Origin of the sequence: Roseobacter sp. MED193 (genome assembly GCF_000152965.1) — a bacterium.
GTDB lineage: Bacteria > Pseudomonadota > Alphaproteobacteria > Rhodobacterales > Rhodobacteraceae > Pseudophaeobacter.
In genome coordinates this window covers 713,820-738,512 of sequence record NZ_CH902583.1, presented here as the reverse complement: position 1 = coordinate 738,512, position 24,693 = coordinate 713,820, and the positions used below count along the sequence as shown (strand labels likewise).

Genomic DNA, 24,693 nt, shown 5'->3' with positions numbered 1-24,693 from the left:
CCCCCGCTATGCAGAAACGATCTTCGACAGGATCCAAGCATCCAAATCTACGCGCCGATACAGGATGCAACCTGCGATATTGGCAAACTTAGGACCACGTGCGCGGTTTTTCTGCATCCGCAACTTGGAAAGTTGGCTTTCGGATATCTTCAGATAGGCGGCGGCCTCTGCGGCGCGGTAGTACTCCTGCAACTCGTCATTCTGTGTTTCTTCTGCATGCATCGCTGACTCCTGTGATTCATCTGCATGCACTCAGAATGATTAGCGTTGCCGGGAAACGCATGTGTTTAGATTTTGGAGATTTCTGTTCATCCAGAACATAAATCCGAATTTTTTATACCACCTGTTTGATTTCTCTTTATTTTCAAGCCATCGCAGCATTGACACCTCATAGCGCATTTGCGCGCGGTGTTCTCTTTTCCAGATGCGCTTGATGACGCTGGGCGTCGGCTTGCCCAAGCTGCTATTCACATATTCGACATGGGAAAAACCGTCAGACACCAAAGCGGTCGCATTCGGGCACGTTTCCTTCGCGTCCGATTCAAATTGCATCCCCAACTTCTCACATAGGAAATCTACGCTCTCAAAGATTGCCAAGTTGCGCAATTTGTCTCGTGTAATCGCTGGCCCCTGTTTGTTAGGAACCGGAAACATCCCTGACATTACCTCGCCAGCGAAAACTCTCAATTTTGCTGGAACTGCAACATTCAAGGTGAGGTTTTCACTGACCACTTCAGCCAAACGCGTGTACACTTTGAAATCGACTTTCGCTGCTTCATAGACGCCGTTGGCCCAAATCGGATCCATCGCATACCCAGTCTTTCGCTTAACGATTCCGATAGACAGGTCAAAGCAAAGATAGAAAAGAACAGTTTCGCTCGAATTTATGATCGCCGTGTAGTGATCCGCGATGGCCACAACTCGATTTTGCGCATCGAAAGCATCCATCTCAGGTTCAACGACTGGCCCATCAAAAGAAAAGTCGCCCCTGTTTGAATACACATCACTCCCAAGATTCTGATCAATAAAATAGTTCACAGCATTCAGCCAATGAACGGGTGCAACTCTTGCGTTCAGTTTTTCGATAATTCGTTTAATGCCTGCCTCTTTTCTTCTCTGTAATTTGCCCGATCATAGACCGCAGTAACGCTTCGGTCCGCGTGGCCAAGAACGCGCTCAACGATGAATCTTGGGATTTTGTTCTCCGTCATCCTCGTTGCAGCGGTTCGGCGCAAATCATGAAGCCGCCAGTCATCTACACCTGCCTTCTTTGCCAAGCGGTCCTTTTCACGTGAACCGAGTCGCAGCTGCTTTAAACCGGTTGGCCCAAACACAAACGGCCCTCGTTTGGGCTGATTTTCCAAAATCTCCATTAACGCAGGTGTCAGCGGCACCTCGTGGGCTTTTGCGCTCTCCTTCTTTGTCGCTTTGAATTTTTCAGCGGGGATCGTCCAAAGATTGCCCTGAATCTCATCCCATTTCATGCTGGCAACATTGTCTTTGCGCTGCGCCGATAACATCAGAAACCTGAAATACGCCCCGAGGTTATCCTTAAACGTGGCACCCCATACCTTTTGCCATTCTTCATTCGTCAACACTCGATCACGCGGTGTGGCAATCGCCGTAGCCTTCAATCCTGCCCAAGGATTTTCATCGATCAGACTTTCATCAACCGCCCATGAAAACATAGGTCGAATGTATCTAATTACGGCACTCCCGCGCAGCTCAGTCGATTTCTTTGAAACATGATTGCGTAGTTCACGCCCATGATGGATCGAAACATCGGTCAATTTCAGATAACCTAAGAACTCCTCCCCCCAGACATCCCAAGCGGATTGAACGTCACGCCATGCGCGCATTTTTGGCTCTCGTGCTTTTCGATACTCTTCGAACAGATCAGCCACCGTTTTGATGTGCTCAGGTGTCCAAGGAGCGTTCGCATTCGCTTTGGCTTGGATGGCTGCCATGCGTGCATCACGCACCGACATATGCGGGAATAATCCCAAGCGAACCATTCGGCGTTTTGATCCGCGATAAACAAACGTATGCCAATGTTTCGCGCCGAATTTCTTGCCGACGCGTAGCACTAAGCCCCGCTCGACCGTGTCGCGAACATCATACCGTTCTGATTTGTGCTTCAGTTTGGTGATATATGTTTCTGTGAGTTTTGCTTGCATTTTGGTGGCGGTTTGGTGGCGTTTTTAGTTGTAGACACGACTTCACCCTGATTCCTGAAAATTCATAAGTCAATGGTTTCAAACGATTTTGAAAGCGCAGGAACCCACAGGAAACAAGATTTTAAGAATTGCAAATCCGTGTACACCGGTTCGATTCCGGTACTCGCCTCCAAACAAAATCAAGCACTTATGAGGAAATGAGCAAGCCCAACAGCGGATTTAGTCTCTTTTTAGTCTCGTAAATCGCTGAGTTTCGAAGCGAGTACCTATGTTCAGAAAAGAGCAATAGGGGTACACTTAGCGAAAGCGCTCTCGCCTCATTTGTAGAGTTTTTCCTTGGGGTGTGCATCGACCAAGTGGATTTCATGGCGACACTCATGAAACCAGATGCTCTACGAGAACGCATATTAATGTGGGCTGAAGAAGAAATGCGCTTGGGCAGACTTCCGTCAAAATCTGACCTAGTCCTACGGGAACTGCTCTACAATGGTACTGTTCCTAGATCCAACATTCCCGGCATACTAGGTGTCAGCGACCGTGCGGCCCGAAGAGTGACCGGCGCTCTGATTGAAACAGGAGCCATTGCATCTGACAGCACACGTGCGCCACTCAGGCTCGTTTTTTCTGCATCTCTTGCTGGACGCTGGATGCCGGGTTTGTTTCCTGATCAATGAAGAAGGAAACTTGTCAATAGCTGTAAAGAAAAAGTTCAAAAAGACGTCATCTATGAGCCCAGATTTTCCAAAGAAAACTGTAGACACGTTAGCAAAAAGAGCTGGCTATCGATGTTCAAATATTGATTGCGGTGTGAGCACGGTTGGACCAAACTCCTCTTCCGAAAAAGCTACCATCATTGGAGAGGCCGCTCATATTTCAGGGGCTCGCCCTAGCGCTCCTCGATACGATGGCACGCAAACAAACCTTGCGCGGTCTGCGATTACTAATGGTATTTGGCTGTGCCGAAATTGCCATCGTAAAGTTGACGCCGATGAAAGCCTATACTCCACTGAACTTTTATATGCGTGGAGAGAGAAGCGGGAGGAAATCACTTTAAAGGAACTCGGCAGCGAAAGTGATCGCATTCAAGCAGAGATTGATGATAATGCTATTGATGAATTTGCAGAATACCCAGCCATCATAAAACGCATTGTTCGCGACAAGCCTCAAGGATGGGAATATCGCTTGACGGCTGAACTGTTTCAATACCTTACCAAATCAAGTTTTCGAAAACTAAGAGACCTTGAAGATGGAATGTACAATACGGTTGGCGAGCACATTTCTGACGACGACTTACTAGCATGGTTAGATCAACGAATTCGAGAAATGTTAGCGATGGTAGAACCAGCTTCAAAGCTGCTTGACCGGTTAAGTTCAAGCTGGGGTGATCGCGGAGAAGAAGGTAACATTGAGGAAATCCATCACACCTGCCAACTATTGTCTCACTGGCTAGATCAGATTGTTGCGCACGAAGAGCGCGTGAGATCTACGATTGTCTCAGATGAGTACGAAGAATGCAAATCGGTTGCTGCTGGTCAGCTTGGTTCGCAAGCATTAAAGTTGGCCAGCATCCCAAAAACTCTGAATGACGCCCTGGAAGAAGCAATAAGGCATGAAGAATCTGGCTCCAAAGAACCACTGACCATTAGCAGAACAATAAATTTTGAACTTCCTGAAAATTGGCAGTCGAGAGTAAGACATATTTTTAAGAGACTAGAGCAAGGAAAACCCCCTCAACCTGAAGGTGGTGGACCTTTCTCCACAATTATTAGCTTTATAGTTCTTGCGCTTATACTTGCCTTCTTGGTATTTTGAGGACAACCTCAGTCCAGGTTGATTTCGCGTTTTTCTTTCTGAAATTGATGTATAATCCAGGTCAAGTCAGCCCTCCCTTCATACAAGCCTACCAGACTGCGGCCTGCCTCTATCACAAAAAGACCTTGCCGCAGGGCTTTGCTCAACACCCGAGTTTTTCCGCTCTAACGTGAGTATATCTAAGTTCGCATAGCTAATTTTCTACAAAATGGTACAAAGGCCAAACCAAAAGACTTAAAAGAAGGGGAAACACTCGCTGCACCACCTCAAGGCAGATCAGAGCCCAACATGAATATCAATGTCTGGGCATCAATTGGTGAATTGTGACTTATATTCAGATGGGTAACTTGCAGCTAATTTTTCGAAAACACCATCGCCCGCTGTATGTACACGCAGAACTTTGGCTGTATCCAAGCAATCAATGATTGCAAGATCACTACTCAAAACTTCCACGGCTACGTCGAGAGTTCTAGCCCATGCTTCGGTGGCCGTCCTCGCGGAAGAATACGCGTTCATCTCATCCTCTAGTGCCGTTTCGATTTCCACAATACGTGGCGTCCCGATAGTTTTCAATTTCGCTGCAATAACTTCGTCGGACAGCCAAAAATAGGCCGACTCTCCGCCCCAGCTCTGCAGAAGAGGTACAACGCCCGGATACTCCGGTGAAAAAGGAACCGTAGTTGTGTAGACCCGATTGGACCGTAAGCCCCCTTGTTGGTGAAATGGACTCTGATCGTATATGATCTGTGCTTCTTGTTTTGAAATTACCCTTCTATTTATTAGTGATTCAAGCCGCTGCTCGAGTCCGATTAGTGAAGAGGGAACCAGCCTTCTTTGCATCGATGCAATCTCGTCATTTAAGAGATGGGTATAATGCCACACTCTAATACGCCGCTCACTCATCATCGGCGTCAATGTGTGTTCGAGTAGCGATAAAAAAGACGCCGAATAAACGTTCTGCTTGAGGCTCTCATACGGATCGCTTTCTAGGTGTTCCCTCATCAAGCGCCGACCCTCATCAAAATAGTTAAAAATCAACGTGGAATTCTTTGTTAGCATATCTTTAAGTTCCGTGTCGAAAGTCTGTGGGTTCCATAAATCAATTTAGCGAAATATCCAATCTAATTTGTAATTATGTACCGTAAGATAGTAACACTAATCTCAGTTCAAAATGGAAGAAAGGGTTCTGTCGTCTCACGGGACTACAAGCGGCGGAGTATTTCGAACGTTAACAAAGTCCGAAAATCTAACATTTCAGCAGGAAAAAATGCCGCGACCTGTACGAATGGCCATAATGGCGGGCCGCGCCGCCATATGCTGGTCTAGTGCTGAAGGTTCGCTACGGGCTGTTCGCGTCATATTAGCCCCAGGCCAGCCTGGGGTTGGTAATAGTTTATCGCCTCGTCCGTCCCGCGCATCAGTTAAAAAAGAGGACTGGCCTCTCGGCCAGCCCTCGCTCTCGCCAAGGAGAGTTAGTGTTGTTGATTGCGGACATTGATGCGCTGTTGAAGCCAGTCCAAGACTTCATCCTCAACCCACCCCACGCGGTTGTGGCCCAGCTTTACCCTTACAGGGAGACGGCCTGCCGCTTCCAAACGTGCAACGTGTTGCGGTGAGTGCAGAACCAGTTCAGTCACCTGCCGTCTGCTCAACATTTTCATCACAATACTCCTCATGGTGAGGAGCATCGCGATGCCCCAAGGAAAGCCCCAGGGTAGTTCCTTCATACAAAATGCAACCTATAGATGATAGCCCCTTCATCGGATCAGCTTATTGATCAGCACGGCCAGCCCATGCAGGACGGATTGAAGCCCAATCGCAATCAGCCAGATCACTTCTCCTAGAATGATGAACAAGCTCACGAACATGACACGGCACCTCCCTGTTGCAGACGCCCCAGATAGACATCTGTGATTTCAATTCGGTTGTGACCCAGCTCTTTGGAGATCCTTTGGCGAGCTTGGCGATCCAGTTCGTATTGATCCTCTGACATTAAAGAGCGATCAGGACCGCCGTTGATGGGGCACTTCATGCCTGTAAGCTTTTCACAACGAGCTTGCGCGTATTTGTGACGCAGGCCGTGAGCGCGGGCGATGCCCGCCTTGTGCACTTGGCGTTCATAAATTCGCATGTGCTGGGCATAGCTGCGTTCTGTTGGGACCAGACTGCCATCCTCAACGATCTGACGAATAGCCAACAACACCACACGTTGATGCTGTGACGTGATCGGAATAGTGCGCGGACGCCCGCCTTTGGTCCAACTTCCTTTGAGTTTCAGGCTGTCAGCCTTGATCGCGTCTTTCGGGATGATCTTCATGGCCTCTTGCCGGCGAAGACCAAAAGCAGCTTGTAGCATAACAGCCGCTTGAACATGCCGATCTGTCAGCGCATTCAATTGATCTGGATGCAGACTAAACGCGATATTGGTGCGCTCTGTTCGGTCGTCGTTCAACTCATATGTGGCGTTGTCCTTGTCCAGGATCGAGATCTTGTCCACCTTTTGTGCCCACCATCTAAGCCAGCTCATGCGGTTGCGAATAGTGGCTTTGGTAAGCCCCGTATCCCGCCAGTGTTCAACCAGGGCGTTGATATGCTTTGGCTTGATCGAGCGGGCTGTTTTCAGCGTGTAGCCCAGGTGCTTCAGTTCTGCCGCCATCGCGGTCAGCCCCCGTTGGCGGTTCTTCTGCGTCCCAGAACTACCATCACGGTTACGCTTGGTGAGATGCACCAAGTCCATAGTGAGATTATCCATCTCCTTTTCTTTCTGTTGTTTCAATTATTGTTTAGTGTTGATGGCCAACCGGCAGCCCTCAGGCTGGACGGTCCGCAACAGCGGGAATTGGCCCAGACAGATATGCGCCCTTGGCGTTCATGTCTGTTGCCCCAATGGGCGGAAATACGCCCTTAGGCGGGATTTCAGGTTGTGTGCTGCGATGTGCAGCGGTTTCGGTGTGTCTTCCGAATATTCGTGAATAGACCGCTCACGGCGGTTTAAGATGATCAGTGATCATGCAGTGTCTCCTTTTGAAATGCGTATGATGGTTCGAGAAAAGAGGGCTTTGCCCTTTTTTCTGGTTCGGTCGCGATCATAATGGACGCGCTCAACTCTTTCGATGAAATGATCAAAAATGATGGGGGGATCTTCTCAGTTTGGGCTGTCATTTGCCCGTCACTCGTCATTTTCTCTCAAGAACGCTGGTGAGCATGGCAAACCAAGCGCCGTCACTCCCGCGTTGCTTGGAGTGACGGCGTTGCCGTGCATGGCCGTTGGCCATCGGGGTACAAACGATCTTCATCGACACGGCCTCTCGGGATGTGCCTTTGTGTGGAACGGTGTTGTCCCAGCACGCGGCAGGCCCTGCGCTCAGACACTTTGAACTGGCTGCGCACATGATCGATGCAGGCGCGACGACGAGCGGGGCTTAGTAGTTTCCCTTTGCGGCCTCAGTCAGGATCAGCTTGTCCAAGGTCAGATCCGACACAGCTCGCCTCAGACGGTCATTCTCCCTCTGGAGCCGCTTCAGTTCCTTCAATTGATCCACGCCCATTGCCCCATATTGCTTGCGCCAGCGATAATAGGTTTACTCAACGACACCGATCTGTCTGATCGCATCCAGGCGGGGCATGCCTTGCCCCATCAAAACTTCAACCTGTCGTAACTTCGAGACAATCTCTTCGGGCTTCGGGCTTCGGGCTTCGGTCGCTTGATTGCCATTCTTGGTCCTCCGTCTTCTAAACATAGCGGTGGACCAGTCCAGTTGGGGAGGCTCAGTTCTGGCATTACCAACCAAAGGATGCGCTGGTTGGTAACCCAATGAGGGTGCCTGGAGGCTGAGTTTACCTCAGCGCAGCTCGTGCAGCATTTTTTTCTCAAAGGCGACCAGCCCTTCAGTTTGGCCCTCCGCCACCTGGTTGGCCCAGTCGGGATTGGCAATCAGGGCACGGCCCACGGCCACAAGGTCGAACTCATTGCGCTCAGCCCGCTCAATCAGACGGTCCAGGCTGGCGGGTTCAGCTGCTTTGAAATCTGCGGTGCCATCTTCGGGCAGGAAATCGGCATTCAGTCCGACGCTGCCGACGGTGATTGTGGGCTTGCCAGTCAGTTTGCGCGCCCAGCCTGCCAGGTTCAAATCGCTCCCTTCAAACTCCGGTTCCCAAAAGCGGCGGGTGGAACAGTGGAAGATATCAACCCCAGCCTCTGCCAATGGCGTGAGGAAAGCCTGCAGGGCCTCGGGTGTCTCACAAAGCCGCACAGAATAGTCCTGCTGCTTCCATTGGGAGAAACGGAAGATAATCGGGAAGTCGTCGCCGACGGCGGCGCGGACGGCGCGGACGATTTCCAGTGCAAAGCGAGAGCGTTGTGCCAGATCTCCGCCATAACCGTCGGTGCGCTGGTTGGTGCCTTCCCAGAAAAACTGGTCGATCAGATAACCATGGGCGCCATGCAGCTCTATCGCGTCAAAGCCGATTTCCTTGGCGTCGGCAGCGGCCTGGGCAAAGGCAGCCACGACATTGTCGATGTCGTCCTGCGTCATGGCATGACCCGTCACCTTGCCCGGCTTGGCCATACCGCTTGGGCTGTGACCGGGTGTGTCGCCGCCTGGCATGATACCGGGGCGACGAATAGCCCCGACATGCCACAGTTGTGGTGCAATCTTACCCCCAGCGGCATGAACCGCATCGACGACCTTTTTCCATCCTGCAAGCGCCTCCTTGCCATAAAATGCGGGGACATTCGGATAGCCGCTGGCGGCCTCGTGGTTGACAAAGGTACCTTCGGTGATGATCAGCCCAACGCCTCCTTCTGCACGGCGCTGATAGTAGGATACCACAGCCTCGTTAGGGATGTTTCCTGGCGAATAAGTCCGGGTCATCGGCGCCATTGCAATTCGGTTCTTGACGCTGAGTTTGCCTAGGTCGACAGGGGTAAACAGGGTCTCGGCACGGTCCATTGGGGCATCCTTTTTTGTTCAATATCGGGGTGGGCTGGCGTTGAGCGCCACAGTCTTGATGCTGCATCAAATAGCAGTCCCCGGGATCGAGAAAGGTTTTACTTGAGGTCAAACCGCGAATGACCCAGCGTTTTGTGCAAACCTGCTGGGTCACTTGTGGCGGGGTTCCCCAAAATATGTCGGGCGTGGCAGCGCAGGTGAGCCGGGCCAAGGCTGGGCAGCGGTCTTTTGCTGATCCGGTGCGGGTAGGGCGCGTCACAGAGCTGCCAAAGCGTCCGGTGGCTTGACCCTGCGCGCTGGAAAGCCCAGTTTGGCGAAAAAACTGTGAGCAGGAGCCATCATGGCCAGCACCCCCCCGCCGTTTGCGCGATTTGAATGGATGATTGCCTGGCGATACCTGCGGGCGCGACGGGCCGAGGGCGGCGTGTCTGTTATGACCTGGATCAGCCTCATCGGCATTACGCTGGCGGTATTTGCGCTCATTGCCACGCTGGCGGTGCGCTCGGGGTTTCGTTCAGAGTTCGTCGGCACCATTCTGGGCGCTAACGCCCATGTGACGCTCTACGCCCATGGGGAGCTGAACGAGGCTGGTCATTTTGAGCGCTACATCAAAGATTTTGACGAGATGGCGGCCCGCGTGGCCCAGGTGCCCGGCGTGATCCGCGCGGCGCCGCTGGTCAAGGGGCAGGTCATGGCCAATGCACGCCAGCGAAACGCCGGTGTTGAGGTCTTTGGCATTGCCAAGGCTGGCATCATGACGATCCCAGGCGTGGCACAAAGTGATGGTGCCATCGGCGATCTGGACCTTTTCCAAGAGGGCGTTGCCATTGGCTCCGGCGTGGCGCGAGAGCTGGGGGTCAGCGTTGGCGATCGCATCAAGCTGATTTCGCCCAATGGCGTCAAAACCCCCTTTGGCACCAGCCCCAGAGTCAAAGCCTATGAGGTGGTCTACATCTTTACTGCCGGGCGCTATGACATCGACCGGACCCGCCTTTACATGCCCTTTGGTGAGGCTCAGAGCTTTTTTAACCGCGAAGGCGTTGCGGATGAGATCGAGGTGATGATCGAAGACCCAGAAGGGGTGGACCTGAAGGTTCTGCCGCTTTTGCGCGCGGCCGGGGGCGCCGTCGGTGTCTGGACCTGGCGCGATGCCTCGGGTGGTTTTTTGCGCGCGCTGGAGGTCGAGGACAATGTGATGTTCATCATCCTGTCGATCCTGGTGCTGATTGCGACGATGAATATCGTTTCCGGCCTGATCATGCTGGTGAAAAACAAAGGTCGCGATATTGGTATCTTACGCACAATCGGGCTGAGCGAGGGATCGGTGATGCGGGTCTTTTTCATCTGCGGTGCCTTTACTGGCGTCTTGGGCACGCTGTTTGGCGTGGTTCTGGGCTGTCTCTTTGCCACCTATATTGATCCGATCTTTTCCTTTGTGAACTTTGTGATGGGCGGCGGCGTCTGGGACCCCTCGATCCGGGGGATCTATGCGCTGCCGGCTGAGTTGAACCTGCCGGATGTTCTGTCAGCCGTTGGGCTGTCGCTGGGGCTTTCCTTTGTGGTGACAATTTTCCCCGCCCGGCGTGCCGCGCGGCTGAACCCGGTGGAGGCGCTGCGTTATGAGTGAGGCTGTATTAGAACTGAAGTCCGTGACCAAATCCTACAATCAGGGGCGCGCGAACCAGATAGATGTGCTGCGCGGCATAGATCTGACCTTGAATGCCGGGGAGATGGTGGCGCTGGTGGCGCCTTCGGGGGCAGGAAAATCCACCCTATTGCATATCGCTGGGTTGCTGGATGTGCCGGATAACGGCTCTGTTCTGGTGGCGGGGCAAGACGTCAGTGGTAAGGGCGACGGGATGCGCACCAGTCTGCGGCGTCAGGATGTTGGGTTTGTTTACCAGTTCCACCACCTTTTGCCTGAGTTCACTGCGTTGGAAAACATTGTCCTGCCTCAACTTGCCAATGGCGTATTGCAGTCGGGGGCGGAGGCCCGCGCCGAGGAGCTTTTGACCCTGGTTGGCTTGGCTGACCGCGCCGGGCATCGCCCTGCGGCTTTGTCAGGTGGTGAACAGCAGCGGGTCGCCTTTTGCCGGGCGCTGGCGAATAGCCCCCGCGTGTTGTTGGCAGATGAACCCACCGGAAATCTGGACCCGGGAACCTCGGATCAGGTCTTTGCCGCGTTGATGGATTTGGTGGCCGGTACCGGCCTGTCGGCGCTGGTGGCCACCCATAACCACGAGCTGGCCGCCCGGATGGACCGCCGGGTCAAGCTGGAGCAGGGCAGGCTGGTCAAGTTGTGAAAGTAGTTATCAATCTTGACATAGGTTGATGATTGGCTTTGTGTGAGGGTACTTACAGCCCCGGCGTAGATTGAAACGCCCTTCAGACAACGTGGTGATAGCCACGGAAATTTTTGACTCAAACATCAGTTTCGTTTCAACGGCTCCTAGCGAAATACTGGCTGGAAGCAGAAACCCGTCCTGCTGACAATAAGAACATCGAAGAACGTCTTAGGGCATTTGCATATGTCCATGAAATGCCTGTGTCCCAAGAGGTGTTGCAGGAGGCCTGCCAGCATCTAAGCGGGTGGGCTGCCAAAGGGGGTATTGGGCAGTGGGTGGTCACCATCTGTTTCTGGGCCCACCCCCATGGACTTTGGAACTTCATGCTTGATGCGATGACAGAGGCCTGCTCTGATGATCACCTTCATATGATTGCCTGTGAGCTCGCCGAGCACCAATTGGCGCATCACGGTTCAATGATCCCCCATTATCAGGCACAGGCCCGGTTGGACCTGCGGTTTCGGCGCATGCTGACCGGCGTTTGGCGACATCGTATGAGCGATGAAGTTTGGGTCCAGTTGAGAGAAATCCAGGCTCAGGAGCCTGATCCACTTCCCAATATGATTCCGCTCGAGCTTGGTGTGGAATACGGGGCAGAGCGACTGAGCGAAGATGATCGCCAGAATGCAGACAAGAAGGGGTTCTTTTCTCGCGATGAGGCCGGTGAGTGGCAGCGGGCAAAGCGCACCTAGCTGTCGGCATGAACCGGGGGCAATACCCAGCTGGGGTGAAATTATGCTAGCTGGGTGATCCAGACGCCCAGCGCCATCACCGAAATTCCGGTGGCGCGCATCAATGTCAGTGGCGAGGCCTGGGCACCAAAGAGGCCAAAATGGTCGATGGCGGCGGCGCTGACCAACTGCCCCAGCAGCACAAAAAAGACTGCGTTGCCGACGCCGAAATGTGGTGCAACATGGGTGATCGACAACACATAAAAGGCCACCAAGAGGCCTGCCAGGAACAGATGCTTTGGCGCTTGCGGCAACAGCAACAGCGCACTTGGCCCTTTGATCAGGCAGTAGGCGAGGGCGGCGACAAAGGCGACGGCAAAAAGCACGACGCCGGCGGCTGCGGGAGAGCCGATATGCTGACCCAATGCGGCATTCAAAGCCGCCAGAACTGGAATGCCAAGCCCCGCGGCCAGCATAATAAGTGCGTAGTGCAGCATGAGATCTCCGCCATTATGATGTGCCCCAGTTAGGGACAAGAGGTTTCGTGCGACTTTGGGCCGGAAGTGGCGACTGCCACAAGAGCTAATCCTCGGAACTGATAAGCTATTTTTTGAATTTCTTGTCGTACCCAATTCAAATTGATGCTTATATGCAACCCTGCCCGGAACTTTCGTTTGGCAGGCACCTTTTGATGAAGGTCGAGAGGAGCGCAGACCAATTGTCGCCACCAAGAACAGGAAGCAGATTGATGAAACGCACAGTTGTGACCATGGGCCTGACGGCGCTCTTGCTTGTCCAGTCAAACTGCACTCCTGCGGATGTTGATATGCCTGAGCCCTCCGAGGGAGCCGCGCTGTTCAACCAAAACTGCTCTGTTTGCCATGGTGCGAATGCAGATCCCTCTGCAGGCGAGCTCTCTGTTGGCGCGCCGGATCTACGGCAAATTACGACCCGCAACCGGGGGGCGTTCCCACGCGCTGCGGTGCTGTCACAGATCGACGGGTACGGCCGCGGCCGGGTCGGGGCGGAGCAAATGCCAGAATTCGGTGCCCTGCTTGAAGGCGATCTTGTTCCCGTTGAAGTGGATGGGATCTTTACTCCAACGCCGCGCCCTTTGGCTGCGCTGTTGGCCTATCTGGAAGACATACAGCGCTGAACGCACCACAGGCAGGAGTTCCACGGCTCAGCCTTTTCAGGCGCAAATCCCTTGCAATTCGGCGTCTTTCCACGGCAGGTAGACATCGCTTTGCCGGGCCTTGGGTAGATCCGAGACAGGCATGACCGCCTTGAGCATTTTGTGTAACCGTTTGCTGCGCGCCGCTTGCGGCGCCAGGGCACGGCAACAAACATATTCTTCGACGATGGCGCCCTGTTGTTCATACCCATAGCTGAGGAAGTCGGGGCTGTTGTCTAGCTCAAACAAGTAGGGATCAGGGCTGGCGCTGTGCTCGGCTGCTGCCCGCAGCGGGTGATAGCCGGTGATCCGGCGGTTCTGCCATTGCCAAACATGGGTCATCTCGTGGGCCAGCAACATGGCCTCCACCAAGTACAGACGGTCTGGATAGGCAGGCATGTAGTCCTCTGTGTACCAGTCTTTGACAAAAAAGATCCGGTTAAACAGGGCGATAGCCGCAGGGGAAGAGGTGACGATCTTTTCCTCCTTCACGGGGGGGAGTATGCGCTCGCGGCAGGTGATACGTGGGCGAGGTTTGCGCCGAAAGGTGACAGCGGCAACCGGCGCACCGCGCACCAGCCTTACCCTATCCGTGTTGATACTCTCGCCGTGTATGTCGGAGAGGAAGCTGAGTTCCGCCTCGCTGAGCGGGCGTCCACAGGCTGCAAGCAAAGAGAATATCACAACAAGGCGCAGGATCATGTGATGCCCCGGTGCGATCGTCGTAGATCATGGAAAAAACCTCTGAGATTCAACATCTTTTCCTCGAAAACCTATCCGCAGCTCAAGGCCAGAACCCGGCTGATTTCCATCAACGAACGGCCAGACTGTGCCTGCCAGTGATTGAAGGCGGCTTGAACTTGGCGCAGCGCTTTTTGTGATGTGGCCGGTTTGTCGATCACCCCTTCGGCTATCAACCGCCCGGTGACATCTTTGGACAGGACAAACCCATCGCGCCCAGCAAAACGCATCACCATTTGACCGGTGCCCCCTCCCAGGCGGCTACCGCGTTTTTTCAACATGTCCAACAGCCCGATAAAATCCGTCGATGGCCAATCGGTAAACACCTTCGCCGCGCCGCCCTCTTGGCGCAGCTCCATCAGGAAGACCGCATTGTCACGCACGGTCTGGATCTTGGCCCCGTTGCGCACGATATTGGTGTCTTTCAGCAGGGCGTCGAGTTTTTCTTCATCCATAAAGGCGTTGCGACCCACATCAAACTGATCAAAGGCGGCTTCAAAGCCAGGCCACTTACCCTCTATGACTTTCCAGCTAAATCCGGCCTGAAAGATAGATTTGGTCATCAGTGAAAGCCAGCGATCCTCCGCCAGGGTCGAGGCCGCAGGGGCGGGGTGCACAAGCAAGGCCTCCACAGCCGCAGCACCACCGTGACGGGCAGCAGATATGTCAAAGATCTCTTCAAAACTGCGCATGGCACTTTGGTCCGGTTAGGTTAGGGGGCGTAAAAGGTCGCAGTCGCGGTTGCGACCAGTTTGTCGCTGCTTTCTTCGCGCATCTCGGCGCGGGTGAAGACCAGCGCCTTGCCTGCACGCACCACCTCTGCGCGGCACTGGATGGCAGAACCAACACCGGGGCGTAGAAATTGCGTGTGCAGATCCGTGGTGGCAAACATCCGCATCTCGCCGGCATGGGCGACCGCCGCCAGAACCATCGCAGTATCGGCCAGCGCAGCCAAGGCCTGCCCTGATACAATACCGCCCACCCGCGCCAGATGGGGCGCCAAGGGCATATGTAACACGGTAAATTGGGGGCAGAAGTCGGTCACTGTCAGATCCAGCGCCCGGACCCATTCAGCAAAGTTTTCGTCCAATAGGGCCTGGGCGTCTGTCACGCTCATTGCTGCGGTTGAACTCATCTTGGCCTCATCCTTGCATCTGTCCAAAAGCAGACTAACGGCCTGATTGCCGCAACTCCACCACAGATTTTCCCAGCCGGAACGGAGCAGCGAATCCAACCAGGCAAAGTGCAAAGAGTTGCAGGACCAGGATATAGGCGTTGTCTTGCAAATAGTCCCATTCCTGTTTGAGCCGCTGAACCTGAGCGATCAGATCTTCATAGGCCTGTGCCAAAATCACAAAGTCTCCGGCGATGGCAGGAACCCGGCTGCGCAGATCTTCCACAGATGTCTGTGTCGCTTCATCCAAAGCAGAAAAGATCAAAAACGCTTCCGGATCAAAGGCATCGGCGCTGGCGGTCTTTGCTGTCATTTCTTGTGCTGCGGGGCCAGATCCGGCCAGAAAGGTGATGCCCTGCAAGGGGGCGACCTCATCCGTCACCGCAATGAACAGCGGGAGCTCCGCATTGCCAGCGGTTGAGGCCGACAGGAATTCGATCTTTTCGCAGAGCACAACGACAGAGGCGTCGGAGGCGGGATCGCAAAACCTTAGACGAAACCGCGCAGCATCATGGTCAAAGGCAGCGGTTGCGGCATAGGCGACATCAATCTGGCGTTCCAGGTGACTGCTGTCGGATTTGTAAATCCCGGCAATAACCGCAGCCAAGGCGCCGATGCCCCCTAGGAGGATCCAAACCAGATCCGCGTATTTCCAGGCCCTGTGCTCTGCGGGTTTGCGCAGCAAAAATGCCGTCCCGATCAGGCCGAGGAAAAAGCAGATCAGGATGAGGAAAAGCTGGTTGTCGGCGATAAAGATCATAGCATGTCCTTGGGGTAGAGCGACTGGCTGTACAGTAAAAAGCTGGCAGGGTTTCATGCAACAGGGCTGATGGAAACGTGATCAGGCAGGCAGGCTCTGTTTGATTTTTCAGCCTGTCACGGCAGTCTGGGACAGACAGCTTGGGAAATTCGGTGGGAGAAAAGAAATGCTGCGTTTTGTAGTCGGTCTATGGTGCGTTGTGCTGGGTGCGGCAGGAGCCGCTGTGGCGCAGCCCATCACCTATGAGGTGCGCGGCGAGATGTATGAGCAGGTGATCATCGCCTATGTCAATGGCGTGCCAGTTCAGGCCATGGTGCCAGAGACGGGAATTTCCAGCAAAATTCTGGAGGCAGATTTTGACGGTGACGGTCAGATCGATCTCTTGCACAGCTGGAGCGGTGGCGGCAATTGCTGTGCGCCCAGCTATGCGGTTCTGTCGCTGCAGGGCGGGCGATTTGTCAACGCAACCCATCCCGAGTTCTACGCCTGGGGAGATCCCGAGGTGCAGCGCAGCCCCCAGGGCTACCGGTTCGTGATCGAAACCACCGAGGCCGGAGCCGGGCATACCGATCTGAATGGCCGCTTCGGGGCCTTCGTTTTTGCGGGCGGGGTGTTGCAGCAGGTCGAGAGCCGGGTGCTGGACCAGATGTTGCCCGCCTTGGCGCAGCTTTCAGTGGCGGACTATGATCGGCCCGGATTTGATAAGGGTCTGCCACTGAAGATGCAGTACGATCTGGATGGCACGGGCCGGATGGATTTGTTTCAATGCAGCTGGTGGGAGCGCTGGGGCATGCTGTCCTGCGAGTTGCAGATGTCCACAGGGCACCGGATCGCCATCAATACCGGCTGTGTGCGTCTGGGCGTGTTGCCAAGCCGCTCCGCCGGTCTGCCCGAATTGGTCTGCGGCCGCGAAACCGTACTGCGCTATGATCCCGGCAGCGGCAGCTATCAATAGCCCGAGCCATAGGGAGGGCGGGCCGCGTGTTAGGGCGGAATGGCACAGGAAAACTGTGCAAATGAAATGCGCTCCATTCCTCAACGAGCTTCCGTCAACACGGATAATTCGGCCAGAACACGTTCGGCCGAGCGGCCCGTTGCAGCGACTGAGTAACGCTGGAAGCTTGTCATGCTGGCACAGTAATCACCGCTTGATGCGTCGTCTTTCATCAGTGTTTCGAACATGCTGGGCGTTACGTCTGACTGTTTCCGCCACTCGGCTAGGAAATCGGCATAGTCCTCCTCTGTGGCCTGTTTGCGCTCCACTGGGTGATCCCGACCCGCGACAATAGAGTTGAGAACCACGATCGACCCCTCAAAGAGGATCGCTTGTCGTTGGTCGTTCATTTCGTTTGCTGAAAGAGCGGCTGCACTAAGTTGTGCAACTTTGTTGCAAAGCGCCGGGTCGTCTTGGACCGCGAGCAAGAGGTCAAGTTTGCTCCTGTGCAAGGCGCGTAGAAGATCTGCAGGGGTTTGTCGCAAATAATGAGCGTTCTCGCGTCTTAGCTCTGCTGTGAACGCAGCACTACTGGTGCGGACTGCGATGGATTTTTGTTGTTTGTCGGCATGTTCTTGATTCACGACCTCGGTCAGCTCTTCGATGAAGGTGTGAAATTCTTGGGGAAACCCGGCTTTTAAGACTTGGAAGAACTCACCATGATCGGCCTGCATCAGGGCATGCTCAAGCTGTTCTGATTCAACATCTTTAGCCGCAGCAGTGTCAAAGAAAAATGCCTTTACAGCAAAGTAGGATGCTAGAGCAACGACGATTGGCCCAGCTTTTTTCAAAAGTTGCATCGACGGTATCCTCAAAGCAGAGAAACGTTTTTTTTAGGCAAAAGGATCCGCGACTGTGTCTCAGTTTCTTCCGGCCTTTGTGATTTCTCCGCACTTTAGGCGTGTGATTTTGGGAGTCAATGCTGGCTTGTGGGGGCGCAGCCGCCAGGCCCGCGCCTGACCTTCCCCCCGTGGAGTTCAAGCCGGTTCCCGTAGGGACAAACAGTGCGGGGGACTGTTTGAGGCGAGGACGGGCGAAGCCCCTCGCTGATGCCGACAGCTTTGGAAGGCAACAGTTGCAGGTGATCCCCTGGGCCGTCAGGCCGGCGCCTGACCTTCCCCCCGGTAAGGCGCATTCGCGCCCTCCCAAGGTCAGGCGGGGGCTCGTTAATTATAGCGGACTATTGTCTCTGAAACTTGAAGAATTGGGAGCTTTCAAATGACCCTTCGCCTACAAAGCGGGAGCTCCAGTTTTCCTTGAACCAAGCAAGCTGAACCATGTTTGTGCCGACAATGAACCCGTCTTCCTGGACGCATGCATTGCCTTGAAGCCCGGCTTTGTAACCGATCCAGTTGATGCAAGCCATTACCTTGCGGCCTTTGGAATCGTGGCGCATCTCAAACATGTACCATTCAGCGTCACGATCTAATGGTGGCACAAATCGAACGATATCACCTGCGCAAATCTTTTCGCCCAAATCAGTGACGCGTCGGTAATGATGTTCAAGGATGGAAAACCCTCCGTTGTTATCAAACATCCAACTCCTCAACGAACTTCGCGTTTTCCTGAATATACTGGTAGCGTAGCTCGGGCTTTTTCCCCATCAGACGTTCGACCAGATCGCCGGTCTCGCCGGGCTCGTCCTCGTCAATGGTCACCCGGATCAATTTCCGGGTGTTGGGGTCCATGGTGGTCTCTTTCAGATCCTTGGCATCCATTTCGCCCAGACCCTTAAAGCGGCTCACATCAATCTTGCCCTTGCCGCCCAGGCCCTTCTCCATCCATTTGTCGCGCTCTGCCTCATCCAGGCAGTACACACGTTTGGCCCCTTGGGTCAGGCGGAACAGTGGCGGGCAGGCGAGGTAGAGATGGCCGCCGTCAATCAGCGGGCGCATCTGGGTGAAGAAGAAGGTCATCAAAAGCGAGGCGATATGCGCCCCGTCGACATCCGCATCGGTCATGATGATGATCTTGTCATAGCGCAGATCATCAAGGTTGAACTTGGTGCCAGTGCCTACCCCCAAAGCCTCGCAGAGGTCGCGGATCTCGGCATTGGTGCCGATCTTGTTAGAGGCCGCGCCCAGCACGTTGAGGATCTTACCCTTCAAGGGCAGTAGCGCCTGATTGTTGCGATTGCGTGCGCCCTTGCCGGAACCGCCGGCCGAGTCGCCCTCGACGATGAACAATTCAGTGCCGGCGCGGTCCTTGGAGGTGCAATCCGTCAGCTTGCCGGGCAGGCGTAGCTTTTTGGTGGCGCTTTTGCGCTGGGTTTCTTTTTCCTGCTTGCGGCGCAGCCTCTCCTCGGCGCGCAGCACCAGGAAGTCAAGAATGGCGCCGGCCGATTTGGTATCGGCGGCCAGCCAGTTGTCAAAATGGTCACGCACCGAGTTTTCCACCATTTTGGCGGCGCTCTCAGTTGAGAGGCGGTCCTTGGTCTGGCCGACAAAGGCGGGGTCGGCGATAAAGCAGGAGACCAGGGCACAGCCGCCCGCCATCAGATCGTCGCGGGTGATGCTGCCGGCCTTTTTATTGCCGACCAGCTCACCATAGGCCTTGATGCCCTTGAGAATCGCCGCCCAGAACCCGGCAACATGGGTGCCGCCCTCGGGCGTGGGGACGGTGTTACAGTAGCTCTGGGTGAAGCCATCACGTGAGGGCGTCCAGTTGATCGCCCATTCCACATAGCCCGGCTCGCCGAATTTTTCGCGGAACTCCACTTTGCCCGCAAAGGGTACATCGGCATAGACAGAGGATTTGCCCAAGACCTCGGTCAGGTAGTCCTTGAGCCCGCCGGGGAAGTGGAAAGTCGCTTCGACCGGGGTTTCTTTGTCGTCGATTTCGGACTTCCAGCGGATTTCAACGCCCGAAAACAGATAGGCCTTGGAGCGCACCAGGGTGAACAGGCGTTTGGGCTTGAAACGGTGCGAGCCAAAGATCTGTTCATCCGCGTGGAAGGTGACAAAGGTGCCGCGTTTGTTTGGCGCCGCCCCGACCTTCTCTACCGGGCCCAAGGGCAGGCCGCGGGAGAAGCGCTGTTCAAACAGTTCTTTGTTTTTAGCGACTTGCACCACAAGGCTATCGGACAGCGCGTTCACGACCGAGGAGCCAACCCCGTGCAGACCGCCGGAGGTCTGATAGGCCTTGCCCGAGAATTTACCGCCCGCATGCAGGGTGCACAAAATGACTTCGAGCGCGCTCTTGTCCGGGAACTTGGGGTGCGGATCAATGGGGATGCCGCGACCATTGTCCGAGATCGTGACAGAGTAATCCGCGTGCAGCGTCACCTCGATGCGGTTGGCATGGCCCGCGACGGCCTCATCCATCGAGTTATCGAGGATCTCCGCCACCATATGGTGCAGTGCACGCTCATCAGTGCCGCCGATATACATGCCAGGCCGCTGACGAACAGGTTCCAACCCTTCGAGTACCTCGATCGAGGAGGCGTCATAGGTTTCGTCGTTGGGCGTGCTGAGGAGGTCGTTGGCCATTGGCGGGAGCTGCTCTTTGGTTTGTTATGGTTGCAGCCATTATGGCAGGTGTTGTGGTCTTGCGAAAGAGGTCCGCTAGGCGCTGTGGATAACCTGATCCATGGGGAGGCCATCCTGGAGGCAGGGAGGTGTGTTTTTGCTTTCACTTTGGGTTTGCTTGGCTAACGTGAGGCGAGAATGAAAGAGGGAAAGATACGATGGCCTGGATCAAGACAGTTCCGTTCGATGCGGCAACCGGCAAACTGAAAAAGCTCTATGAGCGGGTTACTGGGCCAAACAACAATGTCGACAACATCATGATGGCCCACAGCCTGCGACCCCATTCGATGGAGGGGCATATGGCGCTTTACAAGAATGTCCTGCACCACACGGGCAACAAGATCCCCAAGTGGTTCCTGGAAGTGCTTGGGGTCTGGGTCTCATCCTTGAACAACTGTGAGTACTGTGTTGAGCACCATTTTGCCGGGCTGCAACGTCTGCTGGGGGATGAGGCGCGCGGATTGGCTATTCGCTCCGCGATTGAGGCCCGTGACCCGGCTTCGGCCCCTTTGGACGCGGCGCAGCAGGGTGCTATGGCCTATGCCCGTAGATTGACCGAGGCCCCCGCGGATCTGGTGGAGGCAGACATAGAGGCCCTGCGTCAACTGGGCTATGACGATGGAGAAATTCTAGAGATCAACCAGGTGAGTGCCTATTTCTCCTATGCCAACCGCACGGTTCTAGGGCTTGGTTGCTCAACCAAGGGCGATGATCTGGGGCTCAGCCCGAACAATTCAGAAAATCCCGATGATTGGGGGCATAGCTAAACCACAGGACAAACCCTCAGGATAAACCCACAGGCCTAATCCCTGGTCTAAAGCTCGGGCCCGAAACTCTGGTGCGAATACTCAGCTACGGATGCCAGTCCAGTATGGCCTGAGCAACTTCTTCGGGTTTTTGGTGGTGCAGCCAGTGATCACAGCCGGGAAGCGTGATGCGGGTGAGATCGGGTGCGAACTCTTCCAGCCCTTGGGTTGTCTCTGGCAGCAAGGCCGTATCCCCATCCCCCCAGAGCAATAGGTGAGGTTGCGGAACCTTCAGACGCGTCAGGGGCAGGGGCGGTATGGCGATGGGCTGCCCTGGCGTGGCCACCACGAGCGGCGAAGCCCGATACCAATTGAGCATGGCGCGCAGCCGGCCAGGACGTGACCATTCCACCTTGTAGTCCTGCAACCGCGTGCCAGAGAGCCAGGACATATCCATATGGGTGGCAAAGAGTTGCTGGAGCTTCTCAAAGCCATTGGCGCTCAGATCATCCTCAACGCCAGGTTGGCGGAGCCAGGTGATATATTGCGAGGCAGTGGTCTGCGCGCCACCCGCTGCCAGCGCGCGCTGAAATGGCACCGGATGAACCCCGTTGGCAATGATCAAGCGATCCACCAGACCGGGGTGAAACATTGCCAGGCCATAGGCAATGGCTGCGCCCCAATCATGGCCAAAGACCGATATGGGACCTGTCATAGCGTCTGTGCCAATCAGCGCCACCATATCGTCAATCAAATGGGAGGCACCATAGGCCTCGACCCCTTCGGGGGTCCAGCTTTGTCCAAAGCCGCGTTGGTCGGGGGCAATGCAGTGAAACCTCTGGTTGAGAGACTTGGCCACATCGTGCCAGGCGCCGCCATATTCCGGAAAGCCATGCAGTAGCAAAAGGCGCGGCAGACTGGGATCCCCCCAGCGGCGCACAAAGAAAGGTCTGCCCTTAACGCTCTCAAAGGCTCCCTGCATCTGTCCCCCTCCTATCGCCTGCCAGTTATAGAGAGAAGCTGCGATCTGCCTCGCCCTTAGGCAAGCGCAGCGTTGCGTCATCTCGAGCGAGAAAAAATAGAAAGTCCAGGCAATATGACAGTTTCTTGACACAGGTCAGCGCGTGGCTTCGCCAAGTCAAATATGATCCGGGCGAACAGATCAAAAGGGAACACTGATGACAGACGCCACCGCAAACTCGCCAATCGCTCCGACTTCTGAAGCACAGGAGGTGGTTGAAAAGCGACCATCACCGGAGGAGATCCATAGTGCCTTTGAAAGCGGGCGCTATCCCTACAAGCGCAAGATGGCGCGCCGGACCTATGAGGCCGAAAAGGCTCGCCTACAGGCGGAGCTGTTGAAGGTTCAGATCTGGGCACAGGACACCGGGCAGAAATTTGCCATGGTCTTTGAAGGGCGTGATGCGGCAGGTAAGGGGGGCACGATCAAACGCTTTACCGAACACCTGAACCCGCGGTCTGCTCGAGTTGTCGCTTTGAACAAACCTACCGACGAAGAACGCGGCCAATGGTATTTTCAGCGCTATATTAATCATCTGCCGACCAATGGTGAGATCGTTCTCTATGACCGTTCTTGGTACAACCGGGCTGGTGTCGAACGCGTCATGGGTTTTTGCGAACCAGATGAATATCTGGAGTTCATGCGTCAAACACCAGAACTGGAGCGGATGTTGGTACGTTCCGGCGTGCGGCTTTACAAATACTGGTTCTCGGTAACCCAGGCTGAGCAGCTGCGCCGGTTCAAATCCCGTGAAACGGATCCGCTGAAGCAATGGAAACTGTCGCCAATTGACAAGGCCTCCTTGGGCAAGTGGGATGATTACACAGAGGCCAAAGAGGCGATGTTCTTTTACACCGACACCGCTGATGCGCCCTGGACCGTGATCAAATCCAACTGCAAGAAACGCGCGCGTCTTAACTGTATGCGCCATTTCCTCAGCACCCTCGACTACCCCGGCAAGGATACCTCGATTGCGCAGGATCCTGATCCCTTGATTGTGGGCCAGGCGCATCATGTGATCCATCGCTCGGATCATATCCTGGGCAAGGCCCTGCACCCGGACACGAAAGCGCGCTAGGGCCTGCGGTTTCGCCGCTTTTCGTGAGGCGGCAACGGTCAAGGGGTTCTTTGAAATCGCCTTTGCGCTCTCGGTGCTTGCCGGGGGCGTATTACCTGCTAAGACGGGTTTATGGTAGATCAGTCGAGCCCTCTTTCGCCCAAGCCCAAAATGACCACCGCAGGCCACCTGCGGGCGGTTTCTGTACTTGGTTTCCCGCTGGTTGGCGGTCACGTGGCGCAATTTGCCATTGGCATGACGGATTCCGTCATGTTGGGCTGGTATGGCGCTGCAGAACTGGCGGCTGTCACGCTGGCAGGGTCCTATTTCTTTGTGTTTTTCCTGATGGGCGCGGGATTCGCTATCGCGGTGATGCCGCTTGTTGCGGCGGCAGCCGGCGCAGGTGAGGAGCGCCAGATCCGGCGGGCCACCCGTATGGGGCTGTGGCTCTCATTTCTTTTTGCGGTAGTGGCGATGCCAGTGCTGCTCTATTCGGAACAGATCCTGCTGACCCTGGGGCAAAAGCCCGAAGTGGCAGGGCCGGCCTCCGCCTATCTGAAGTTGGCGGGCTGGGGCCTGTTTCCGGCGCTGTTGGTTATGGTGTTTAAATCTTATCTGGCGGCGCTGGAGCGGACCCAGATTGTGCTTTGGATCACCATTCTGGCCGCTGTCGTCAACGGGCTGGTGAACTACGCGCTGATTTTCGGCAACTGGGGCGCGCCAGAGCTGGGCATTGCCGGGGCAGCCTATGCCTCGATCGCAACGCAGACCGTGTCCTTGCTGGCAGTGGCAGCCTATGCGCTTTGGGTGCTGCCTGAGCATGAAATTCTCAAAAACTTTCATCGCCCCGATTGGGAGATGTTCGCGCGGGTGTTTAAACTTGGGATGCCCATTGGCCTTACCAACTTGAGCGAAGTGAGCCTGTTTGCAGCCTCCGCCATGATGATGGGCTGGCTGGGGACGATCCCGCTGGCCGCCCATGGCGTGGCGATGACCCTGGCCGGGCTTACCTTCATGGTGCATCTGGGACTTAGCAATGCTGCCACCATCCGCGCTGGCAATGCCTATGGGCGTGGGGATCGTGCCCATATGGCGCTGGGCGCTCAGGTTGTTATCGCGATGTCCCTGATCATGGCCTTTATTGGGATCGCCGCCTTCCTGCTGCTGCCGGACCCGTTGATTTCATTGTTCTTGGACCCGCAGGAACCAAATAAGCCTGAAATTCTGATCGTCGGGGCTGGCCTCTTGGCGATGGCGGCATTGTTCCAGCTGGCCGATGGTATGCAGGTGATTGCCCTGGGGTTACTGCGCGGGGTGCAGGATACCAACTGGCCCATGGTGATTGCGGCCCTCAGTTATTGGGCGATCGGGGTTCCGGCTTCTTACCTCTTTGGGTTTAGCTTTGGCTGGGGGGGCGTCGGAGTCTGGTCCGGCCTGGTGCTGGGGCTTTGCTTTGCTGGCGTGTTCCTGATGCTGCGGTTCTGGCGTCATTCGATCAAACAGACACCAGAGAGGGCGTAAGGGCCGCGGCTTGTCCGCGAT

Annotated in this window: 26 protein-coding genes and 1 pseudogene; 10 read left to right on the top strand and 17 right to left on the bottom strand. The window is 55.1% G+C overall.

Going from position 1 to position 24,693, the window contains the following annotated elements:
- Positions 1–6: 6 nt before the first annotated feature.
- From MED193_RS06050 to MED193_RS06040, 3 genes are read right to left on the bottom strand one after another with little or no spacing between them, the layout of a single operon-like run.
- Positions 7–222 carry a helix-turn-helix domain-containing protein gene (locus MED193_RS06050; protein WP_009808787.1) on the bottom strand — a complete coding sequence of 72 codons (216 nt, stop codon included), beginning with the start codon at positions 220–222 and terminating at the stop codon, positions 7–9.
- 39 nt (positions 223–261) lie between these two features.
- Positions 262–1,038 carry a hypothetical protein gene (locus MED193_RS06045; RefSeq protein WP_009808786.1) on the bottom strand — a complete coding sequence of 259 codons (777 nt, stop codon included), beginning with the start codon at positions 1,036–1,038 and terminating at the stop codon, positions 262–264.
- Between the two features lie 35 nt (positions 1,039–1,073).
- Positions 1,074–2,177 carry a site-specific integrase gene (locus MED193_RS06040; RefSeq protein WP_009808785.1) on the bottom strand — a complete coding sequence of 368 codons (1,104 nt, stop codon included), beginning with the start codon at positions 2,175–2,177 and terminating at the stop codon, positions 1,074–1,076.
- A 684-nt stretch (positions 2,178–2,861) separates the two neighbouring features.
- Here MED193_RS06040 and MED193_RS22260 point away from each other — a divergent pair.
- Positions 2,862–3,989 carry a hypothetical protein gene (locus tag MED193_RS22260; RefSeq protein ID WP_157041291.1) on the top strand — a complete coding sequence of 376 codons (1,128 nt, stop codon included), beginning with the start codon at positions 2,862–2,864 and terminating at the stop codon, positions 3,987–3,989.
- Between the two features lie 309 nt (positions 3,990–4,298).
- Here the strand turns inward: MED193_RS22260 and MED193_RS06030 are convergent, their stop codons facing one another.
- The 5 genes and pseudogenes from MED193_RS06030 to MED193_RS06005 all read right to left on the bottom strand — a co-directional run bounded on the left by MED193_RS06030 (position 4,299) and on the right by MED193_RS06005 (position 8,941).
- On the bottom strand, positions 4,299–5,048 hold the full coding sequence (locus MED193_RS06030) for a hypothetical protein (protein ID WP_009808780.1): 750 nt from the start codon (positions 5,046–5,048) through the stop codon (positions 4,299–4,301).
- A 413-nt stretch (positions 5,049–5,461) separates the two neighbouring features.
- Complete coding sequence (locus tag MED193_RS06025; RefSeq protein ID WP_039966700.1) at positions 5,462–5,650, bottom strand: AlpA family transcriptional regulator; 189 nt, start codon at positions 5,648–5,650, stop codon at positions 5,462–5,464.
- Between the two features lie 197 nt (positions 5,651–5,847).
- Positions 5,848–6,741, bottom strand: a complete 894-nt coding sequence (locus MED193_RS06020) for a phage integrase N-terminal domain-containing protein (protein WP_009808777.1) — start codon at positions 6,739–6,741, stop codon at positions 5,848–5,850.
- Positions 6,742–7,280: 539 nt separating this feature from the next.
- Positions 7,281–7,729: pseudogene (locus MED193_RS06010) on the bottom strand (transposase); the annotation flags it as partial.
- A gap of 102 nt (positions 7,730–7,831) precedes the next feature.
- Positions 7,832–8,941: an NADH:flavin oxidoreductase gene (locus tag MED193_RS06005; RefSeq protein WP_009808773.1), complete on the bottom strand. Its 1,110-nt coding sequence runs from the start codon at positions 8,939–8,941 to the stop codon at positions 7,832–7,834.
- A 119-nt stretch (positions 8,942–9,060) separates the two neighbouring features.
- On the opposite strand from MED193_RS06005, the gene MED193_RS22880 reads away from it, so the two are divergent.
- From MED193_RS22880 to MED193_RS05990, 4 genes are all read left to right on the top strand, one after another.
- Positions 9,061–9,228, top strand: a complete 168-nt coding sequence (locus MED193_RS22880) for a hypothetical protein (protein WP_009808772.1) — start codon at positions 9,061–9,063, stop codon at positions 9,226–9,228.
- A 53-nt stretch (positions 9,229–9,281) separates the two neighbouring features.
- Positions 9,282–10,568 (top strand): lipoprotein-releasing ABC transporter permease subunit, encoded by a 1,287-nt coding sequence (locus MED193_RS06000; protein ID WP_009808771.1) that lies wholly within the window; start codon positions 9,282–9,284, stop codon positions 10,566–10,568.
- Positions 10,561–11,244, top strand: coding sequence for an ABC transporter ATP-binding protein (locus tag MED193_RS05995; protein ID WP_009808770.1), 684 nt, complete (start codon positions 10,561–10,563; stop codon positions 11,242–11,244). Before MED193_RS06000 ends, MED193_RS05995 begins: the two co-directional genes overlap by 8 nt.
- A gap of 113 nt (positions 11,245–11,357) precedes the next feature.
- Positions 11,358–11,978, top strand: a complete 621-nt coding sequence (locus MED193_RS05990) for a DUF6869 domain-containing protein (RefSeq protein ID WP_157041289.1) — start codon at positions 11,358–11,360, stop codon at positions 11,976–11,978.
- Positions 11,979–12,019: 41 nt separating this feature from the next.
- Here the strand turns inward: MED193_RS05990 and MED193_RS05985 are convergent, their stop codons facing one another.
- Entirely contained in the window at positions 12,020–12,454 is a 435-nt protein-coding gene (locus tag MED193_RS05985) for a DMT family transporter (RefSeq protein ID WP_009808768.1), read from the bottom strand.
- Between the two features lie 251 nt (positions 12,455–12,705).
- On the opposite strand from MED193_RS05985, the gene MED193_RS05980 reads away from it, so the two are divergent.
- Positions 12,706–13,113 carry a cytochrome c gene (locus tag MED193_RS05980; RefSeq protein ID WP_009808767.1) on the top strand — a complete coding sequence of 136 codons (408 nt, stop codon included), beginning with the start codon at positions 12,706–12,708 and terminating at the stop codon, positions 13,111–13,113.
- Positions 13,114–13,149: 36 nt separating this feature from the next.
- Here the strand turns inward: MED193_RS05980 and MED193_RS05975 are convergent, their stop codons facing one another.
- The 4 genes from MED193_RS05975 to MED193_RS05960 form a co-directional block, all read right to left on the bottom strand.
- The gene (locus MED193_RS05975; protein WP_009808766.1) at positions 13,150–13,833 is read right to left on the bottom strand and encodes a hypothetical protein; all 684 of its coding nucleotides are present in this window, start codon (positions 13,831–13,833) and stop codon (positions 13,150–13,152) included.
- Between the two features lie 71 nt (positions 13,834–13,904).
- Positions 13,905–14,564 carry a DNA-3-methyladenine glycosylase I gene (locus MED193_RS05970; RefSeq protein ID WP_009808765.1) on the bottom strand — a complete coding sequence of 220 codons (660 nt, stop codon included), beginning with the start codon at positions 14,562–14,564 and terminating at the stop codon, positions 13,905–13,907.
- A 20-nt stretch (positions 14,565–14,584) separates the two neighbouring features.
- Positions 14,585–15,007 (bottom strand): PaaI family thioesterase, encoded by a 423-nt coding sequence (locus MED193_RS05965; protein WP_039965962.1) that lies wholly within the window; start codon positions 15,005–15,007, stop codon positions 14,585–14,587.
- A gap of 34 nt (positions 15,008–15,041) precedes the next feature.
- Positions 15,042–15,806: a hypothetical protein gene (locus MED193_RS05960; RefSeq protein WP_009808763.1), complete on the bottom strand. Its 765-nt coding sequence runs from the start codon at positions 15,804–15,806 to the stop codon at positions 15,042–15,044.
- Between the two features lie 166 nt (positions 15,807–15,972).
- Between MED193_RS05960 and MED193_RS05955 the strand changes: the two genes are divergently transcribed.
- On the top strand, positions 15,973–16,761 hold the full coding sequence (locus MED193_RS05955) for a hypothetical protein (protein ID WP_009808762.1): 789 nt from the start codon (positions 15,973–15,975) through the stop codon (positions 16,759–16,761).
- 80 nt (positions 16,762–16,841) lie between these two features.
- On the opposite strand, the gene MED193_RS05950 is transcribed toward MED193_RS05955, so the two are convergent.
- The 3 genes from MED193_RS05950 to parE form a co-directional block, all read right to left on the bottom strand.
- Positions 16,842–17,600: a hypothetical protein gene (locus MED193_RS05950; RefSeq protein ID WP_009808761.1), complete on the bottom strand. Its 759-nt coding sequence runs from the start codon at positions 17,598–17,600 to the stop codon at positions 16,842–16,844.
- A 380-nt stretch (positions 17,601–17,980) separates the two neighbouring features.
- A complete protein-coding gene (locus MED193_RS05945; RefSeq protein WP_009808760.1) occupies positions 17,981–18,337 on the bottom strand; it encodes a hypothetical protein in 357 nt (118 codons plus the stop codon).
- A complete protein-coding gene (gene parE, locus MED193_RS05940) occupies positions 18,330–20,288 on the bottom strand; it encodes a DNA topoisomerase IV subunit B (RefSeq protein WP_009808759.1) in 1,959 nt (652 codons plus the stop codon). The genes MED193_RS05945 and parE overlap by 8 nt, the downstream gene beginning before the upstream one ends.
- 197 nt (positions 20,289–20,485) lie before the next feature.
- Between parE and MED193_RS05935 the strand changes: the two genes are divergently transcribed.
- Positions 20,486–21,094 (top strand): carboxymuconolactone decarboxylase family protein, encoded by a 609-nt coding sequence (locus MED193_RS05935; protein ID WP_009808758.1) that lies wholly within the window; start codon positions 20,486–20,488, stop codon positions 21,092–21,094.
- An 85-nt stretch (positions 21,095–21,179) separates the two neighbouring features.
- On the opposite strand, the gene MED193_RS05930 is transcribed toward MED193_RS05935, so the two are convergent.
- Complete coding sequence (locus MED193_RS05930) at positions 21,180–22,055, bottom strand: alpha/beta fold hydrolase (RefSeq protein ID WP_009808757.1); 876 nt, start codon at positions 22,053–22,055, stop codon at positions 21,180–21,182.
- Between the two features lie 196 nt (positions 22,056–22,251).
- Between MED193_RS05930 and ppk2 the strand changes: the two genes are divergently transcribed.
- Both ppk2 and MED193_RS05920 read left to right on the top strand, forming a co-directional pair.
- A complete protein-coding gene (ppk2, locus tag MED193_RS05925; RefSeq protein WP_009808756.1) occupies positions 22,252–23,172 on the top strand; it encodes a polyphosphate kinase 2 in 921 nt (306 codons plus the stop codon).
- A gap of 111 nt (positions 23,173–23,283) precedes the next feature.
- On the top strand, positions 23,284–24,672 hold the full coding sequence (locus MED193_RS05920) for an MATE family efflux transporter (RefSeq protein WP_009808755.1): 1,389 nt from the start codon (positions 23,284–23,286) through the stop codon (positions 24,670–24,672).
- Positions 24,673–24,693 lie beyond the last annotated feature (21 nt).

Excerpts from the sequence above, each read along its gene's own strand:
- MED193_RS06050 (WP_009808787.1), bottom strand. The coding sequence starts at position 222 with ATGCATGCAGAAGAAACACAGAATGACGAGTTGCAGGAGTACTACCGC.
- MED193_RS06040 (WP_009808785.1), bottom strand. The coding sequence starts at position 2,177 with ATGCAAGCAAAACTCACAGAAACATATATCACCAAACTGAAGCACAAA.
- MED193_RS06030 (WP_009808780.1), bottom strand. The coding sequence starts at position 5,048 with ATGCTAACAAAGAATTCCACGTTGATTTTTAACTATTTTGATGAGGGT.
- MED193_RS06025 (WP_039966700.1), bottom strand. The coding sequence starts at position 5,650 with ATGAAAATGTTGAGCAGACGGCAGGTGACTGAACTGGTTCTGCACTCA.
- MED193_RS06020 (WP_009808777.1), bottom strand. The coding sequence starts at position 6,741 with ATGGATAATCTCACTATGGACTTGGTGCATCTCACCAAGCGTAACCGT.
- MED193_RS06005 (WP_009808773.1), bottom strand. The coding sequence starts at position 8,941 with ATGGACCGTGCCGAGACCCTGTTTACCCCTGTCGACCTAGGCAAACTC.
- MED193_RS22880 (WP_009808772.1), top strand. The coding sequence starts at position 9,061 with ATGACCCAGCGTTTTGTGCAAACCTGCTGGGTCACTTGTGGCGGGGTT.
- MED193_RS06000 (WP_009808771.1), top strand. The coding sequence starts at position 9,282 with ATGGCCAGCACCCCCCCGCCGTTTGCGCGATTTGAATGGATGATTGCC.
- MED193_RS05995 (WP_009808770.1), top strand. The coding sequence starts at position 10,561 with ATGAGTGAGGCTGTATTAGAACTGAAGTCCGTGACCAAATCCTACAAT.
- MED193_RS05985 (WP_009808768.1), bottom strand. The coding sequence starts at position 12,454 with ATGCTGCACTACGCACTTATTATGCTGGCCGCGGGGCTTGGCATTCCA.
- MED193_RS05980 (WP_009808767.1), top strand. The coding sequence starts at position 12,706 with ATGAAACGCACAGTTGTGACCATGGGCCTGACGGCGCTCTTGCTTGTC.
- MED193_RS05975 (WP_009808766.1), bottom strand. The coding sequence starts at position 13,833 with ATGATCCTGCGCCTTGTTGTGATATTCTCTTTGCTTGCAGCCTGTGGA.
- MED193_RS05970 (WP_009808765.1), bottom strand. The coding sequence starts at position 14,564 with ATGCGCAGTTTTGAAGAGATCTTTGACATATCTGCTGCCCGTCACGGT.
- MED193_RS05965 (WP_039965962.1), bottom strand. The coding sequence starts at position 15,007 with ATGAGTTCAACCGCAGCAATGAGCGTGACAGACGCCCAGGCCCTATTG.
- MED193_RS05960 (WP_009808763.1), bottom strand. The coding sequence starts at position 15,806 with ATGATCTTTATCGCCGACAACCAGCTTTTCCTCATCCTGATCTGCTTT.
- MED193_RS05955 (WP_009808762.1), top strand. The coding sequence starts at position 15,973 with ATGCTGCGTTTTGTAGTCGGTCTATGGTGCGTTGTGCTGGGTGCGGCA.
- MED193_RS05950 (WP_009808761.1), bottom strand. The coding sequence starts at position 17,600 with ATGCAACTTTTGAAAAAAGCTGGGCCAATCGTCGTTGCTCTAGCATCC.
- MED193_RS05945 (WP_009808760.1), bottom strand. The coding sequence starts at position 18,337 with ATGTTTGATAACAACGGAGGGTTTTCCATCCTTGAACATCATTACCGA.
- parE (WP_009808759.1), bottom strand. The coding sequence starts at position 20,288 with ATGGCCAACGACCTCCTCAGCACGCCCAACGACGAAACCTATGACGCC.
- MED193_RS05935 (WP_009808758.1), top strand. The coding sequence starts at position 20,486 with ATGGCCTGGATCAAGACAGTTCCGTTCGATGCGGCAACCGGCAAACTG.
- MED193_RS05930 (WP_009808757.1), bottom strand. The coding sequence starts at position 22,055 with ATGCAGGGAGCCTTTGAGAGCGTTAAGGGCAGACCTTTCTTTGTGCGC.
- ppk2 (WP_009808756.1), top strand. The coding sequence starts at position 22,252 with ATGACAGACGCCACCGCAAACTCGCCAATCGCTCCGACTTCTGAAGCA.
- MED193_RS05920 (WP_009808755.1), top strand. The coding sequence starts at position 23,284 with ATGGTAGATCAGTCGAGCCCTCTTTCGCCCAAGCCCAAAATGACCACC.